7 protein-coding genes are annotated in these 15,177 nt (G+C 57.5%); 2 read left to right on the forward strand and 5 right to left on the reverse strand.

Going from position 1 to position 15,177, the window contains the following annotated elements:
• Nucleotides 1-4: 4 nt before the first annotated feature.
• From Q7C33_RS01440 to Q7C33_RS01450, 3 genes are all read right to left on the reverse strand, one after another.
• Nucleotides 5-4,054, reverse strand: a complete 4,050-nt coding sequence (locus Q7C33_RS01440) for a neuraminidase-like domain-containing protein (protein WP_407682707.1) — start codon at nucleotides 4,052-4,054, stop codon at nucleotides 5-7.
• 5 nt (nucleotides 4,055-4,059) lie between these two features.
• On the reverse strand, nucleotides 4,060-7,707 hold the full coding sequence (locus Q7C33_RS01445) for a Tc toxin subunit A (RefSeq protein WP_407682708.1): 3,648 nt from the start codon (nucleotides 7,705-7,707) through the stop codon (nucleotides 4,060-4,062).
• 157 nt (nucleotides 7,708-7,864) lie between these two features.
• The gene (locus tag Q7C33_RS01450) at nucleotides 7,865-10,999 is read right to left on the reverse strand and encodes a hypothetical protein (protein ID WP_407682709.1); all 3,135 of its coding nucleotides are present in this window, start codon (nucleotides 10,997-10,999) and stop codon (nucleotides 7,865-7,867) included.
• Between the two features lie 589 nt (nucleotides 11,000-11,588).
• On the opposite strand from Q7C33_RS01450, the gene Q7C33_RS01455 reads away from it, so the two are divergent.
• Nucleotides 11,589-11,954: a DUF6124 family protein gene (locus tag Q7C33_RS01455; protein ID WP_217861358.1), complete on the forward strand. Its 366-nt coding sequence runs from the start codon at nucleotides 11,589-11,591 to the stop codon at nucleotides 11,952-11,954.
• A gap of 278 nt (nucleotides 11,955-12,232) precedes the next feature.
• On the opposite strand, the gene Q7C33_RS01460 is transcribed toward Q7C33_RS01455, so the two are convergent.
• Both Q7C33_RS01460 and Q7C33_RS01465 read right to left on the reverse strand, forming a co-directional pair.
• Nucleotides 12,233-12,592: a PilZ domain-containing protein gene (locus Q7C33_RS01460; protein WP_323155568.1), complete on the reverse strand. Its 360-nt coding sequence runs from the start codon at nucleotides 12,590-12,592 to the stop codon at nucleotides 12,233-12,235.
• Between the two features lie 271 nt (nucleotides 12,593-12,863).
• Nucleotides 12,864-13,238 (reverse strand): tetratricopeptide repeat protein, encoded by a 375-nt coding sequence (locus Q7C33_RS01465; protein ID WP_030140841.1) that lies wholly within the window; start codon nucleotides 13,236-13,238, stop codon nucleotides 12,864-12,866.
• 357 nt (nucleotides 13,239-13,595) lie between these two features.
• On the opposite strand from Q7C33_RS01465, the gene pyk reads away from it, so the two are divergent.
• On the forward strand, nucleotides 13,596-15,047 hold the full coding sequence (pyk, locus tag Q7C33_RS01470) for a pyruvate kinase (RefSeq protein ID WP_030140842.1): 1,452 nt from the start codon (nucleotides 13,596-13,598) through the stop codon (nucleotides 15,045-15,047).
• Nucleotides 15,048-15,177: the final 130 nt, after the last annotated feature.

The following is a 15,177-nucleotide window of genomic DNA, read 5'->3' on the forward strand; positions in this document are numbered from 1 at the left end:
GCCATCACCCCTGTGAGTTCTGCTTAAGTCCAGTGGCCTCAGCCTCGGCAACCCGATCTTCAACGGCACGTGCGAAGGTCGACTCGCCAGCTTTCGCCGTGTAGCGAATGCGCACGATGATGTCAGTCAAGGAGGCGAGCATTTGCTGCTGAAGCGGGTTTTTTATCGGCCAGGGGAACTTCAACACCCAGCGAGAGACCACGCCCGTGTTTTCAAACGGATTCAACAAGCCTTCATCAGGCTTCATCGCGGTTATTCCGTTGGCGGAAAGGCCAGTGGACAAGACGATCTGCTGCCCACTGCGTAGATTGATCTGGACATCGGAAGGCGCCACGGTCTCCTCCGGATGGTGCAGATAGATCACGGACTGAAGCGACGCTTTGGTAGCAATCTTGCTGCCGACTTGCATCAAGGTGGCTCGCACGTCCTCGAACGGTCCCATCACGACAGGCAGGTCGACCTCGACCGAGCTGATTTGCCGACAGTAATGCCCGGGATGATCGCGATCGAACAGCAGTTGGGTGAGTTCGAACTCCAGGACCCCGGTGGCTTTCAACCCCCTCCATGCCTCATCCCAGCTCTTCACGCCGGCTTGGGATTCGACCTTGTCCTCGAACAGGCGGCGCAGGGAGACGGTCTTGATCAACTCCAATCGTCGCTCATAGCGCTGCAGGTATTCACGCTCCATGCGCAGCAGATATCCATGTAAATGCTCGCCGGCGGTCAGCCCGTGGCGGTTGTCCAGCCATACTTGAGGCAACGCAACCTGCGTGTCGTAGTCGCCGGTCTCGGCGCTTAACGCGGCCTGAGCGCTGAGACACAAACTGATCACCGCATCATAGGCTTGGTAATGCAGCGCCTTGAGCTGGCCCAGCAACCAGCCGAACAATTCGGCATTGGTCGAGCGCTTCTTGATGAAGTTATAAACCGTCACCGCTTGGCTGTTGGCCCTCAGGGTTTGCTCCAGGGTGGTTTGCGCGGCTTGCAGGGAATGGGCCTGCGCCGTGATTTGCGCGTCGATCGCCCGAACCTCCGCTTGCGCCTGGTCCCGTTGCAATTGCCAATCTTCCCGGCGACGACGATAACCCTCAGTAGTGGCCAGTTTATCCGCGTCGATCTGAATGACCGCCCCAGCGGTTCCCAACACGAAACTCACCGCATCAATAGCCTTGTCCAGACGATGGCCACCGTTGGCAAGACCGATTATGGTCGGGATGGCAGCCACTGTCGCGGCAGCCGGTTTGAGAGACGCCCCGGCCAGTTGCAGATATTTGGAAACCTGCAGCATTTCCATGACGCTGTATTCCGCCGACGAAATATTCTCGTCATAACGTCGTGCATACTCCTCGGCTCGTTCTTGCGCCACGGCGCGACTTTGCTCCAGCGCGACCATGCTTGCTTGTAGCTGGGCAATGCTTTGCTCCTGAATGGTCCGAGCGTAAGCCCCCAATTCCACCAGATGACTTTGTTGCATCTCCTCCTGTTCGGCCCGATCACGCTGTTCAAGCAAGCGCAGCACCTGGCCACCGTGGTCTTGCAAGCTTTGCACGGCGCGCAACGCCACCTCGAAGGTCGTACGCCAACGAAAGGCCCCTACCACCAGCCGTCCGCCCATGGGCCTTGTTCCTCCCACGCCACCGGCCGCCAGATCACGCAACAACTGGTTGGGGTCGGTAGGGGGGCTGAACAGCGGAATGTCCAGCGGCTTGCCATCCAGGGTCAGGTTGTTGCGAAGGTTGTGCAGACGCTGACCGGGTAACCCATATAGCTCGAGTAATTGCTCATTCATCGGCAGCTTGAAGGGCTCGTTTGCCAGCAACCCCATCAGAGGCGCAGCCTCGGCGGCCGCCGGAAAGTCCGCCAGGCTGAACACCAGTTTTTTTTCAAACTGTTCCAGTGCCGGGCGCACGTTGGCTTTGTTCATCAGGCTTCCCACCGTCTCGGTTTCCCAACGGTTGACCGTCCGAACCACGGGAGCCTCTCCCATCAAGAACTGGGCCTGGACATAACAGAGCTTGGCCGCCACCAGACTGTCGCGGGTGAGCTGGCGGTAATACCAGTCGCCCCAAGCGATCAAGTTTTTGACGTATTCGGTGAACACCAGTATCTGGAAATGCCGAGGTGTCGAATAGCCAATGGCATCGGGATCGGTGGGTTCATCGATTTCACAGCCCGAATTGCCGGGACCATTCAACGGCCGGCAGCGCCAATACAAAGGCTTTGGATTCTCAGCCGTAGGCTCAGCGGGTGCTTGTGGATCGAACAGGTAATGCAACCATTTCTGCGCATCGAGAAAACGATCCTCGGCACGCAACCGCGCCGCCACCAGGTGGGGCACATGAAAAAACAGCTCCCAGAAGAACAAGCCGTTGGCGCCGTTAAAAGCACCGTTGGGTTCCAGAAACTCAGTCTCCCCCTGGGGAAGCGGCTCCTGTAGAAATTGCGTATCCCAATCCAATACCGCATCGACGGAAATGTTGGAACGCTGCACCAACTCGGGACCAAACAGCGAATTCAACCGAGTGTACTTAAGGTCCAGCCCAAGCTGGTTGAAAGAAAGAAATTGCGCCGCGTCCAAGGTGTTTTTATGAAGAGTCACGGGCTCGAAGCCAGTAACGTTTTCGATCGTCAGCGTAAACTTCTTGCGCCCATGGCCGCCTGAGTCAGCGCCGAACAGAAAGACTGGATCCTGCCAGGAGCCTTCCCCGCGACTGAATTCAAGCCATTCAGTACTCCAACCGCCAGCGATTGGGAACTCCTTTTCAATCGGTGTCGGATCTCCGCCAGTCCGGTTTTGCAATTCCAATTTCAGGGTAACATTCCCCCCAGTCTGCCCCGTCGGCCTGCAATAACCCTGTACAAACAATTTGTCGTCACTACCGACGCGAAACGCCACAGCCTGCAAGCCCAAGTAAGGCGTCAAGGTGCCCGCTGGATCATCGGAAACGACCACGGTCGGTTGGTTCGCCAGCGGATGCTGGACCGTCTCGGCAGTCTTGAAGCGATGTTTGGCTGCCTCCTCCAACCAGCGGCCATCATCCGTGTCCACCGGACGAAACAACACGTCACGCACCGCAAAAATCTTCTTGGCACCAAAGGTCAGCATCACCCCGAGCCGACCTTTGGGATGCTGGCGATCAGCCCACAGGGTTGCAATCAGCCGGGCATCTGCTGGTGGGTCTCCGTTCTGCGTGGAATGATGCAGGCTCAGGGGCGCCGACCAGTTACCGTTCTGGGACATGAAAGAGACGTTGACGTCCAACCTGGGCGGCAACCCCTCGCCGCCTGCCTGCGCCGGAAGTGCGTCTTGCCATTGCGCCCAGACCAGGCAAAGCCGACCGCTCCAGAACACCGGACGAATGTCCAGCACCGTCGTGGCAGGCGGAATATCCACAGGCTGCCATTCACTCCATGCTGTTGGATTGATCGCTTCACAGGAAGAAGAAAGTTCAACCTGCGCCTTGCGCCAAAAATATTGGAAAGGCGGTACCCGCTGCCGACCGACAAAGTAATAGTCGGTACGGTCAGGCGTAACGCCGTCCATATAGGCGCTGATCACATCCAGGTTGCAGATTTGCTCGAAGGACTGCAGGTAGTCTCTCAGAGCAAGCTGGACGGAATCGCTGCTGAGACGTGTCTGGTTGAGGTTGTTCTCCAGGGTCTTGAACAGGCTGGTCTTGCGCAGGCGAACAAAGGGGTTGATGAAGTTCTCCGGGTAAAGAGCGATCAGCTGCACCGCCGCCCAATCTGGATAGTTGCTATAAAGCTCCCAGGTGGCCAGATCGCCCTTGTCGAACTCGACCTCTGCGTAGCCGGGCTCCAATTTCCGGTAAGCGGCATGGATGAACTGCTGGGCGCAACTAGCGGCTTCGCCGACCCAAGAGCTTTGCACCGGGTAGTTGTCCAGTGGGTCCATGCGCAGCAATTCAAACAAGTCTGCCGGGGTTCGCACGAAACCATAGGTATTCCCTGCCGGTTTGATTTGACCAATGCAGTATTCGACCAGGGCGTTGCGACGTTTTTCGAGCAGCTCACCCATATTTTTCGTTGCCATGGTCGTCATTCCTCAGAAGCAAACGTAATGGGCTCGAAATGTGCCTGGGCTGAACTGGCTTCACTCAAGACACTGACGTTGAACGTTCCACCGGTCGGGCTGGAGACGAATACCCGCGTCTGCCCGTCCTCGTTGGTCAACCCCTGCCGGGGTCGAATAACCAGCGCCGTTTTTTGCACAGGATCAACCGGTTCGGAAAACCATTGCACAAGGGCGTTTTTACCGAGGTTTCCGTAGCGGTCGATCAGCGTGGCGTAAAGCTCGACTTCCTGGCCGTACGGCACTTCTGCCAGCGGCACCGGTGACTTGAGCCGTAGCGCAAAGGTGAGGGTTGAAACGTCGGCGACGAGATTGACGGTGGGTCCGTATTGCGGCTCAAACAGATCCACCCAAAATTGCGGGGTGTCCGTGCCCATCACTTTGCCCGGCGTAAACTCCATCTTGACCTTGCCGTCGGGCTCCGTCGCGGCGCTGCCTTGAAAGGTGCCCAGCGTGGCGCTCCAATTAATATGGACGCCGCTTAATGGTTCCCCGGAGCGGTCCTTCAACATGAGGGTGAAGATAATCTTCTCGCCAGGTTTGTTAGGCACTACCTCGGTGTTATCCGCGGTAATGGACAAGGTCGCGAGTTGCTTCAGATCCTCGCTGAACGTAACCGCGGGTGCATTGGACTCGGACATGCTGAGCAAGGCATGGTCGGCGGCGTCCTTGTAGGCCGACTCATTTAATTCCTCTGGCAACGTTCCTATCAGGAAAATCGTCAAGGCATCCATGCCCGTACGCGCAGCCAACTCCCGAACGCGCAGCAGCCAATCCAGTTGGACCAGGTCTTTCAGGACTTTCTTGCTCGGTTCGATGCGGCTCACGCATTCACGCACCTCCTGGACGCTCCAGTTAAAGAACTCGGCCAGCCTGATCGACGATGCCTCTTGGGCCAATTTCAGTGCGTCTTTCCCTATTGGCTCGAGACGCAATGCGTTGACCTCGCGCAGGTAATCGAGGAGTTTCTGGGGAGGCTGCTCGCTGAGCTCAAAGGCATGGGTGAGCGACGCCAGGTAGTAAACTGTCCGAATCGTGAGCGCATACTTGTCGACTGGCCCCGCCAGCCAGGCCTTGTAGCCATACTCCAGATAATCCTGCAAAAGCTCTTCGCCAAGCGCCAGTTTCTGCACCACCGCGCCGCGACGGCGAATATCAGCCAGCAGAAAAAGCAAAGGGTCCGGTTGCACATTGCGCCAGGTATGAAAATCTTCGGTCTGCAAATCGACGTGCCCGAGCACCAGGCGCAGCAATTGATGCACTGTCGTATTGGCCCACGTCAGCAAATGTATCATTCGTCCCGAATCGACGCCTGCGTATGCCGCCAGGCTCTCCTTGACCACCGATACCTGGTTCTCTCTGATCTGCAGCAGCACGCTGAGCATTGTCTCGACAATGGCAGGACGCTCGGGCTCAAATGCTTCGCCAAGGCCATCTCTCACCGCATCGTCGAGTTTTTCCCGTGCAAAGGCCAAGTAATCGGCCTCGGGTAGGGCAGAAGCGATCACCAACCCATCGGCATCGACCAGGACCGTCAGTAAATCCACCCAACTGCCACCCACCAGCGCGGGTACACCCGCCATCAAAAACGCCGAATCGGTGAATAGCGCGCCAGGCAATAAACTGAGTATTTGTTTGAAAAGCTCGCCTTCAGCGTTGGTGGCGGTCAAGACGCGTGGCGGCAAAAGCTGTTGCAGTAACCAACTCACTGGAATGTCGCGATCAGTACACCATTGCGTGCACTCCTGCATCGCATACAGCAGATTAAGCACATCGGGTATGCCGTCTGCCGAACCGATTCGAGGTACACCCGCCACGCCGTTGAGCCAGTCGTCCTCGCCCAACAACGACAGCAGCAGCACGCCCTCGACCGGCGTGATACCCAACAGCCTGGGAAACTTCACCAAACGGTAGAAGCTGGACAGGACCTGGGGGCTACGGGGCAGCTTGCCATCGTCGATGCCATAGGCCCCCGCAACGGCCTGAGCCAGATAGGCGTAGGTTTTCAGATCAATATTCAACGCGCTGCACAGCTGGGCGACTGTCAGGTCCAGCTCTTCGGGTTCGGGCAAGACCGCAAAGAATCCTCCGTCAAGTTTCAAAGGCTCGCGGTAGTCATCCTGAAGGTTGAAGATCTGATCGAATTGCGAAAGCGTTTCACCGCGTCCATAAATCGACAACGCGTCGATAAACACCGCAAAGTCGGGTGCGGTACACCCGTAACGTTCCCGTAGCGATTGAAACAGCCCCAGCGCGTGCTCGACTTGCGGGGTAATCCACCAGTCTTCTTTCGACTTTTCTTGCGACTCATCCCCACGCGCCTCGGCGTTGATCGCCGCCACCAGCAGTGCGTCGACTTGCTCGCTCGGCAACGCCAGCCATTGGTCCAGACGCACCTTTCGGTTCATCCGGTCAAATCGCTTAAAGCCATCGACGTCGCCAGGGTCCAGCGTCAGGCGATGAAGAAACGATTCGCTATCGGCGCTGCCGGTGATTTCCACAGCCGGGCGCTCGTTGGCGTGGAGGTAAACCGAACCGGAGCGGTAACTTTCCGGCTCTTCTGCATTCGCTGTCGGATACACCGAGACGTTGGCGGAGCGAACGGGTGCGAAGCGGCGCACCGACAACAAGGCTTCGAGCCCAAGGGTGTCGAGTTTGGTTCGTTCGCCGAAGAATTGGACTTGGTTGAGGTTTTCATATTTATAGGTGTTATCAGTTCCGAAGTTCTCGGCATAAAAACTTTCCTTAACATCTAGGGCGGCTGGATCCTCCGTCAGCAACTTCCGTTGATAAGGGCCCAGCCGCGACGCATGGGCCAGGGCACGCCCCGCATCGTTATCCCAAGCTTGAGGTTGCAAAAAAAAGGGAAACGAGCCATCCACCTTGTGGGCGAAATCCCCCACCGAAAGACCATGATGGCGTGCAACAGTGTCCACGGAGACCCAGTGCTGGTAATAAGGCAAACCATTGGGATAGCGCGCCTGAACCATGGCTTCTTCAAGATCCACGGAAGCTTTATCCTCGGAAGCTGGGTGTTCCTTAATGAAGGTCTCCAGCACCAAGAGGATGACGTCCACCGCAGATACGGGGCGATGCACCGCATTGAAATCTACAGGCAGCAGTTTCAAGTCCTTGCGTCGTTCATGCAGAGGCATGGACTCACCGACGACTGCAACCGACTCGATCCGCTTTTCTATCCACTTCATCAGCTCGATCAGATAAGCCACTGGTGAAGCCAGCGACTCCAGCGCCTGTGGCGGGCACATGGCGTCGAATTTGGGTGTAAACAGTTCGTCAAAGCTGGGGCCCTTGACCATTGACAACAATCCGTCCCGCGCACCCGCCGCCCTCGTATCGGTCCCGATACCGTACAAGCTGTGTTCTATGAACTGGCGGCGTACATACAGAGCCATGCCGTTGCACCGTCGTAAAAATCGGCGGGCATCATCAGGGGACAGGTCAAATTCCCTCACCAGTCCTTGCGCGCCTTTTTCAACCAGCGGAAAGATCGAGCCCCCGTCCTCGATGTATTTGCCAAGTGCAGGGTATCGGACGAGTTGCTCCGAACTGAAAATCTGCTTCATCAGTTGCACGGCAGGTCGGGATTGCGCCATGGCCAGTTTCCTTGAGTCGAAAACGGTTTGTAGGGCCCGACGAGTCGGTCAGGCCTTGCGTGGGTGGAATTACGCGCCAATAAACCCTGATCGGCTACTGTCAGATCTGACAGTTCACAAGACCGCCCATCGGGCCAGGACTGCGGCGAGGACCGCATTACTTCACGTCGAAACGCCCACTCTCAACCCAATCGGAAACCGTCGCGCCATCCGCATCGCTCGTGAGGGTCTGCTTGAATCGGCACCACTGGCCGCCGCTGACCAGCGTCTGCGTCGCCTCGCCCTGCCATTGGCCGGCGGTCACGCCAAGGGCCGCGGCCCAGTCCAGTTCGGGGTTGTACCAACTCACGACACGCCCGCTGCCCGCCCGGCCCCGGCCTTCGAACGTGACCGGGTTATCGACCCAACGTCCCGCCGCCGGCCTATCGATTGAAGGCACGTAGGTCCCCAGTACCACCGCTCGCCCCGAGTCGGCGGACTCGAAACCCTCGCATTGCGCCACAGCCAGCAACTCGTGGGCGCCGCCGGGTGTTTCGAGCGTTACTCTCACCGACCAGGTGCGGTCCTCCAGCACCGGGCCGCTCGCCAGCACTGTGCGGCTGGCATCGTTCAACCTGACCGTCACGGTGTCCCCCGGCATGCCGAAGCCCGATACCACGACGTTGGAGCCAATGTGCTCGCCCGTGGCAGGGGTTTCGATGAAGGGTGCGGCAGGGACAACGTTATAAGTGAGCCACGAACTGAAATCGGAGGTTTGCTCGTTTCCTTTCTCGTCTATAAAAAATTGCCTGGCCCGGACAGTGGTGCTGCCAATCGGCAAAGTCACTTCGGCCTTCCAATGGCCGCTCGAGTTCACAAAGATGTTTTCACGTAACGGGTCGGCTTGGCCTTGTAGCCAGACGGTGACTCGCCCATTGGGTATACCGCGGCCTGACAACTCCGAGGTACGTGGCAAGTTCCCGCCGGGCTGTGGCACATCGAATTCCGGGGGCAGCAGCACCACGTTAAACACCCGCTGATCACTGCGCTCCGATGATTGTCCATTTAATTCTTGTTCCGCACGGAGGAAGTACTTACGGAACTCAAGTCCAAAGAGCTCGATGGACCACTCGCCGTCGGCGGTGAGCAACTTGGGCTCACCCAACGGTCTTCCGAACTGAACATCGTGCAGTTGCATCGTGGCCCCGGCCATGCCGTTGTCCCCTCGGACGATCACATCGCGGCCCACCATATCGTCGGGACCGGGATAGGTGATCACCGGTTTGAGCATGGGCAGGGAAACCGAAAACACTTTGAAGGTTTCTGGTGAGTCTTGTTCGGCGGCGGTCTGGATAAGTGTTGCGGTGTGGGAAACGTCTGGCTCGAACGGAGTATCGCGTCGAAAAGCCCAGCGACCATCGTTATCGTCATCGATGACTGTGCGCATAACACCGTCGTCATTGAACGTAAGCTTGAGCGTAGCGCCCGGCCAGCAAGTGCCGCTGAAGTTGGGCGAGAGGCCATTATCCACCGGATCACCCATGCCGGGTGCCAGTGGAGGGATGGTGACCTCGACCTCGACCCAGGTGGGTGACCACTCTTCCGACTCTTCCGACAAAAACTGCTTGATATAGACCTTGCGCTTGAGTGTTGGTCCCCAGACTTCAGAGGCCGGGCTCGACCACCGTTCGCCGGACACTCGAGCATCTGGGGCAACCTTGTTGGTGCCGTCAGGAACATCAACCAGCCTCACCATCGCGCCATTGAAACCTTTGCCTGAAAATTCCGGTCGATACTCCGGCGTGTAGGACACCTCGCTTACATCAGGCAAGCCCACATCAATGTAAAAGTAATAGGGTTCAGACTCGATCCAACCACTTGCTCTGTCGGGTACCTTTTGAATCGCCTGCAAGCGGTAGTTGCCAAACGGCCAATCGGTCGCTGTCGTTTCCCATTCCCCCTCCTTCACGTCCGCCAGTGGTGGGGGCCTGACAGTTGGGCCACTGTCTACCGTGATTTCGATGGTGGCACCGAAATAGCCGAGGCCTGAGAATTTAATGGTGGTGTTGGATGGATAGGTACTGATGCCGGACAACTTGGGAGGACGGATTTTGAACGCTCGGGCAGGGCTACGATCCGTTTCCTCCTGGCTATTTGCGAGGATCGCCACCACTGAAACAGGACCTGCCGGAATTATGACAGCACAAGTCCAGTCATCCAGTATCGTCAGGTTTGTCCCAAACAAATCCTCCCCGCCGTCCCTGAAAACTTTAACACTAAAACCTAAACGGCCCTTTATGCCCTTCAACCAAAAGTTCCTGTCTTGAACCGAACCGGCTGGCGGATCGGTAATTTCTGGCGGCGTGGATGAAACAACCTTTACAGCAATGCTGTCTGCCCGGTCCGACTCCTGACCGTTCAGGGTCTGTTTGGCAGTGAATTGGTGGTCACCTATAGCCAATATATTGGTCAGGCGCGAAATAGAGAACTCGCCAAACTTATTAACCGTTCTAGCCGGAGGGACTATTTCATCCGTATCGCTCACGTAGAGTTGTAACGTTGCTCCGGGCACACCGGTACCAGAAAACGCCGGCCAGCGTCCAACTGTCGTACTTGTTTTAGGCTTTAGAATGACTGGCTTGGTCAGCAGTGTCACGGTGACATTCCCTGACCAATCCGAAGGCATACCATCAAGGACCTGCTTCGCGGTAATGCTGTTTGCCCCCGACAGCAGCGGTTTGATTAAAGGCGCTGCCCAAATACCACCCTTGACGTCGACAGGGTCGGATAATGCCTCCCCCGAGTCGGCGTGGTAAACAGTGACTTTCGCCGTATTCGTGCCTGTACCCTCAAAACTTAGAGCTTGACCGGGTAGCACCACAAGTCCACTCGCGGGCTTTGTAATTCGTGGAGGGGCGACATAACGCACCTCCACCGCTCCATACAGATGCGGATCCGGGCCATCATTTATATCGTATATCCAATGAAAATTGACGACTGCTGAAATACCATTACCCGTAGCTGCATGTGTCGAACCACTCATATCGTGCCATGCACCGTCTTGTATCCCTTTATCACCGATTAAGCTACTCCACCCCCCTTCGTTCAGTGACTTAAGCTTAAGCTCGGCATTGCCGCTCTTGCGATTGTTACTTCCCGCTCTATACCGCAGAGGCCGCGCATAAAATTTCGATTCACCCGACCACCAACACCTCACCTCAAGGTCCGCCCATAAAGGTCCCTCCTCCGCCCTTATGGTGTATTTTTTTCCATCTTCAGAATCGACATCTTCCATATCGCTGACAGACTTCATATTTGAACTCCACTGTTCATTATGTCGAGACGCCTTCAAAACTGCGCCACGAAAATAAATAACCAACGTAACCGTAAGGCAACCGAGCTGGAACGATGTTAACTTGCAGTTTTGCGCATCACTTTTAATTAAAAGATCTCATTTTTTTCAAAAATCTCGAGCTAGCAAATAGCTATAGCGTTCTACTAATAAACGCCAAACGCCCTAACTCAACACCTGTCAACTCCGACAGTCCCGACCAACGGCCCCACCACCGCTGTAGGAATGCCCCGAACCTGACTACACCTCCTTGCGCAACGGACTACAGATCCGCCAGAATCCGCCGACTTGTGCACCTTGGCCTTGCCCCGTAACGTGATTCGCGTCGCTGACACCTCAGCGATCGGGTTTAGTCGCTCGGGGTATGTCATCAGGTGCATTGCGCTTCCATCAGTCAGGTTTCCTACCCTGCACTCGATGGTGGCTGTGCGCAGGGCGCTTCGGCGCGCCGGTTTTTGGTGACACTTCCCCGGTCGACTAACCTGCGTACAGCCGCCACCCCTCGTTTAGTCGCGAGGAGGTCAAGGCATCACTGGAAGGAAGTTCACCAATGATCAAACCAACCCCAAATCCGCCAAAACCCGCCCCACGCTCCCCTCGCAAAACCCTCGACGAGCAAAAGCTCGACAAAGCCGCGCAAAAAGCCCTGGACCATTACCTAAAGCCCAACGCCGGCAAGCCGGACAAAACCCCACGCCAATTGGACTATTTCATCGTCGCCCCCGATGCCGACCCCGAAGGCCTGCTGGCGCACACGTACGAAACCTTCTGCTCGGTGAGCACGTTGATCCTGGATTTATCGGAAGACCTGGAAGGCGCCCCGCGCAACCTGGCCCTGGCGATTCACCAGATGGGCGAGATGGGGGTGTTGTTGCTGGAGAAGTTGATGGATGGCGAAGCGAAGGTGCAGCGTTGAGAGCGGCGTGAGCAACGCGTTGAGTTAGACGTCCTTGTGGCGAGGGGATTTATCCCCGCTGGGCTGCGCAGCAGCCCCAAAAGCAACAACTTCGACCTTACTGGCACACCGAGTTGTTTGGTTTGGGGGCTGCTGCGCAGCCCAGCGGGGATAAATCCCCTCGCCACAGAACCAAGTACACGTTGCCACAGCGCTGCGTCGACGACGCGGCGGGGACTCCCTCGTCACGGGTTATGGGGCGGTTTTGAGCTGGGGGCATCCAGTAAAAAATCGGGGCTTCAGGCCGAGGCCGACACCGGGTGGAAGCTGAAATACTGCCGTAGCGCGCTCACCAAAACGCCATATTCCGGTGACGCCCGGAGCAGGCTGAAGCCGGCATCGAAGTGTTGGGGCGTCACGTCTTCGTGGCACCACAGGCAGTTGGCTCTCAGCAGGATATGTTGCTGCGGCCCTTCATCGGCAGGTATTTTCAGGCAGAGGTCAAAATTTGCGCCCACCATCAACGGCAAATGGCTGATGAGCATCAGGCCGTTTTCAGACACATTACCCAGGAACCCGATGGGGTTTTGGTTGGTGCCATTGAAGACCTGGAGGAAATACGGCAATTGATGCCGTTCAATTCGACGTCCTTTGTACATGGCTTGCATCGCTTTTTTGGACAGCCGTGTGCACGGCCATCGGTCGATTCGGAACGAGCCTGAGTCAGCTCGCTCTCCCCGATCCCGGTGCCAGACGCATCCAAGCATGCTGGCCAACTTCTGCCGGTCACAGGTGACGCTTCAAATTGAAACCCAGGAACCTATTCATACCTTGTACAAATATAGCCCAAGCATGGACAAGGGCCAGCCGAATGCGAGACCTGTTATCGGTCGACAAGCGGCTCGGTCCAAAGGTTTCAATTCAACGCAATCAGAATGACGTAGGGCGAATCGCCGCAGCGCTGCGGGTCGGGTAATGGCCCAGGCTCTGCAGGGTTTCGAGCCGTGCGCGGGCGCGGTAAGCGTATTCGCTGTTGGGGTACTGTGCGAGGATGAACTGGTAGGTTTGCGCCGCGTCGACGAACAGCTTTTGCCGTTCCAGGCATTGGCCGCGCATCATCGAGACTTCCGGCTGCATGTAGCGGCGAGCGCGGCTGGCGCGGTCGACCTTGGACAGCTCGAGCATGACCTGGTCGCAGTCGCCCCGCTCGTAGGCCGTGTAGGCGAGGTTCATGTGGTGGTTCATCGACCAACGGGTGCAGCCCGTGATACTCAGGGCCAGGGCAATAAAAAGCACGAATCGCATGGGGAGGTTCTCCTGTCTTGAGCTCTTTATCGACCTGGGTGGAAAAATCTTCAACCTGAAAGCTCAGCTAGGCAGTGCTCTTGTGGCGAGGGGATTTATCCCCGCTGGGCTGGGGAGCAGCCCCCAAGCCAACCCCTGGGTGTGTCAGGCTAATGTGCATTTGCCATTTTAGGGCTGCTTCGCAGCCCCGCGGGGATAAATCCCCTCGCCACAGAAGGAATGTGAAAGTCGTAGAGGCGCAAAAATTTTCAAGAATGTTCATTTCGAAAAAGAAACGAATAAGTAGTGCACTTGAACAATGACTACACCCAAAGACCATAGTAGCCTTCGCTGGCGCTTGAACTTGAGGAGTCCTGCATGTCCGTCCGTCGCACCAAAATCGTCGCTACCCTTGGCCCGGCCAGTAATTCGCCGGAAGTTCTCGAACAGCTGATTCTGGCTGGCCTGGACGTTGCCCGCCTGAACTTCTCCCACGGCACCCCCGACGAGCACAAGGCTCGTGCCAAGCTGGTGCGCGACCTCGCCGCCAAGCACGGCCGCTTCGTTGCCCTGCTGGGCGACTTGCAAGGCCCGAAGATCCGCATCGCGAAATTCGCCAACAAGCGCATCGAATTGAAAATTGGTGACAAGTTCACCTTCTCCACCAGTCACCCGCTGACCGAAGGCAACCAGCAAGTGGTCGGCATCGACTACCCGGACCTGGTCAAGGATTGCGGCGTGGGCGACGAGCTGCTGCTCGACGACGGCCGCGTGGTGATGCGCGTCGAAACCGCCACCGCTACCGAACTGCACTGCGTCGTGACCATCGGCGGCCCGCTGTCGGACCATAAAGGCATCAACCGTCGCGGTGGCGGCCTGACCGCCCCGGCCCTGACCGAGAAAGACAAGGCCGACATCAAGCTGGCCGCGGAAATGGAAGTCGATTACCTGGCCGTGTCCTTCCCCCGTGACGCCGCCGACATGGAATACGCCCGTCAATTGCGCGACGAAGCCGGCGGCACTGCCTGGCTGGTGGCCAAGATCGAACGCGCCGAAGCCGTGGCCGACGATGAAACCCTCGACGGCCTGATCAAGGCGTCCGACGCCGTGATGGTGGCCCGTGGCGACCTGGGCGTTGAAATCGGCGACGCCGAGCTGGTGGGCATCCAGAAGAAGATCATCCTGCACGCACGCCGCCACAACAAAGCCGTGATCGTCGCGACCCAGATGATGGAGTCGATGATCCAGAACCCGATGCCGACCCGCGCCGAAGTGTCCGACGTAGCCAACGCCGTATTGGACTACACCGACGCGGTGATGCTCTCGGCGGAAAGCGCCGCCGGCCTCTACCCGCTCGAAGCGGTGCAGGCCATGGCGCGCATTTGCATCGGCGCCGAGAAGCACCCGACCGGCAAGACCTCCAGCCACCGCATCGGCAAGGAATTCAGCCGCTGCGACGAAAGCATCGCCCTGGCGACCATGTACACCGCCAACCACTTCCCGGGCGTGAAGGCGATCATCGCTTTGACCGAAAGTGGCTACACCCCGCTGATCATGTCGCGCATCCGCTCCTCGGTGCCGATCTACGCCTTCACCCCGCACCGCGAAGCCCAGGCGCGCGCAGCGATGTTCCGTGGCGTGTACACGATTCCGTTCGACCCGGCTTCGCTGGAGCCGCACGAAGTCAGCCAGAAAGCCATCGATGAACTGACCAAGCGCGGCGTCGTGGAAAAAGGCGACTGGGTCATCCTGACCAAGGGCGACAGCTACCACACCACCGGCGGCACCAACGGGATGAAGATCCTGCACGTTGGCGACCCGATGGTTTGATGATCGGTTGCTGAAAACAAAAGCCCCACCATGTGAATGGCGGGGCTTTTTGGTTTGTGCTTTTGGGAATGCAGTGTTTGGGCTGGCGCTATCGCGAGCAAGCTCGCTCCCACAGGGGTTCTGTGTACGC

Origin of the sequence: Pseudomonas sp. BP11-1-1, from assembly GCF_052112105.1 — a bacterium.
Taxonomy (GTDB): domain Bacteria; phylum Pseudomonadota; class Gammaproteobacteria; order Pseudomonadales; family Pseudomonadaceae; genus Aquipseudomonas; species Aquipseudomonas alvandae.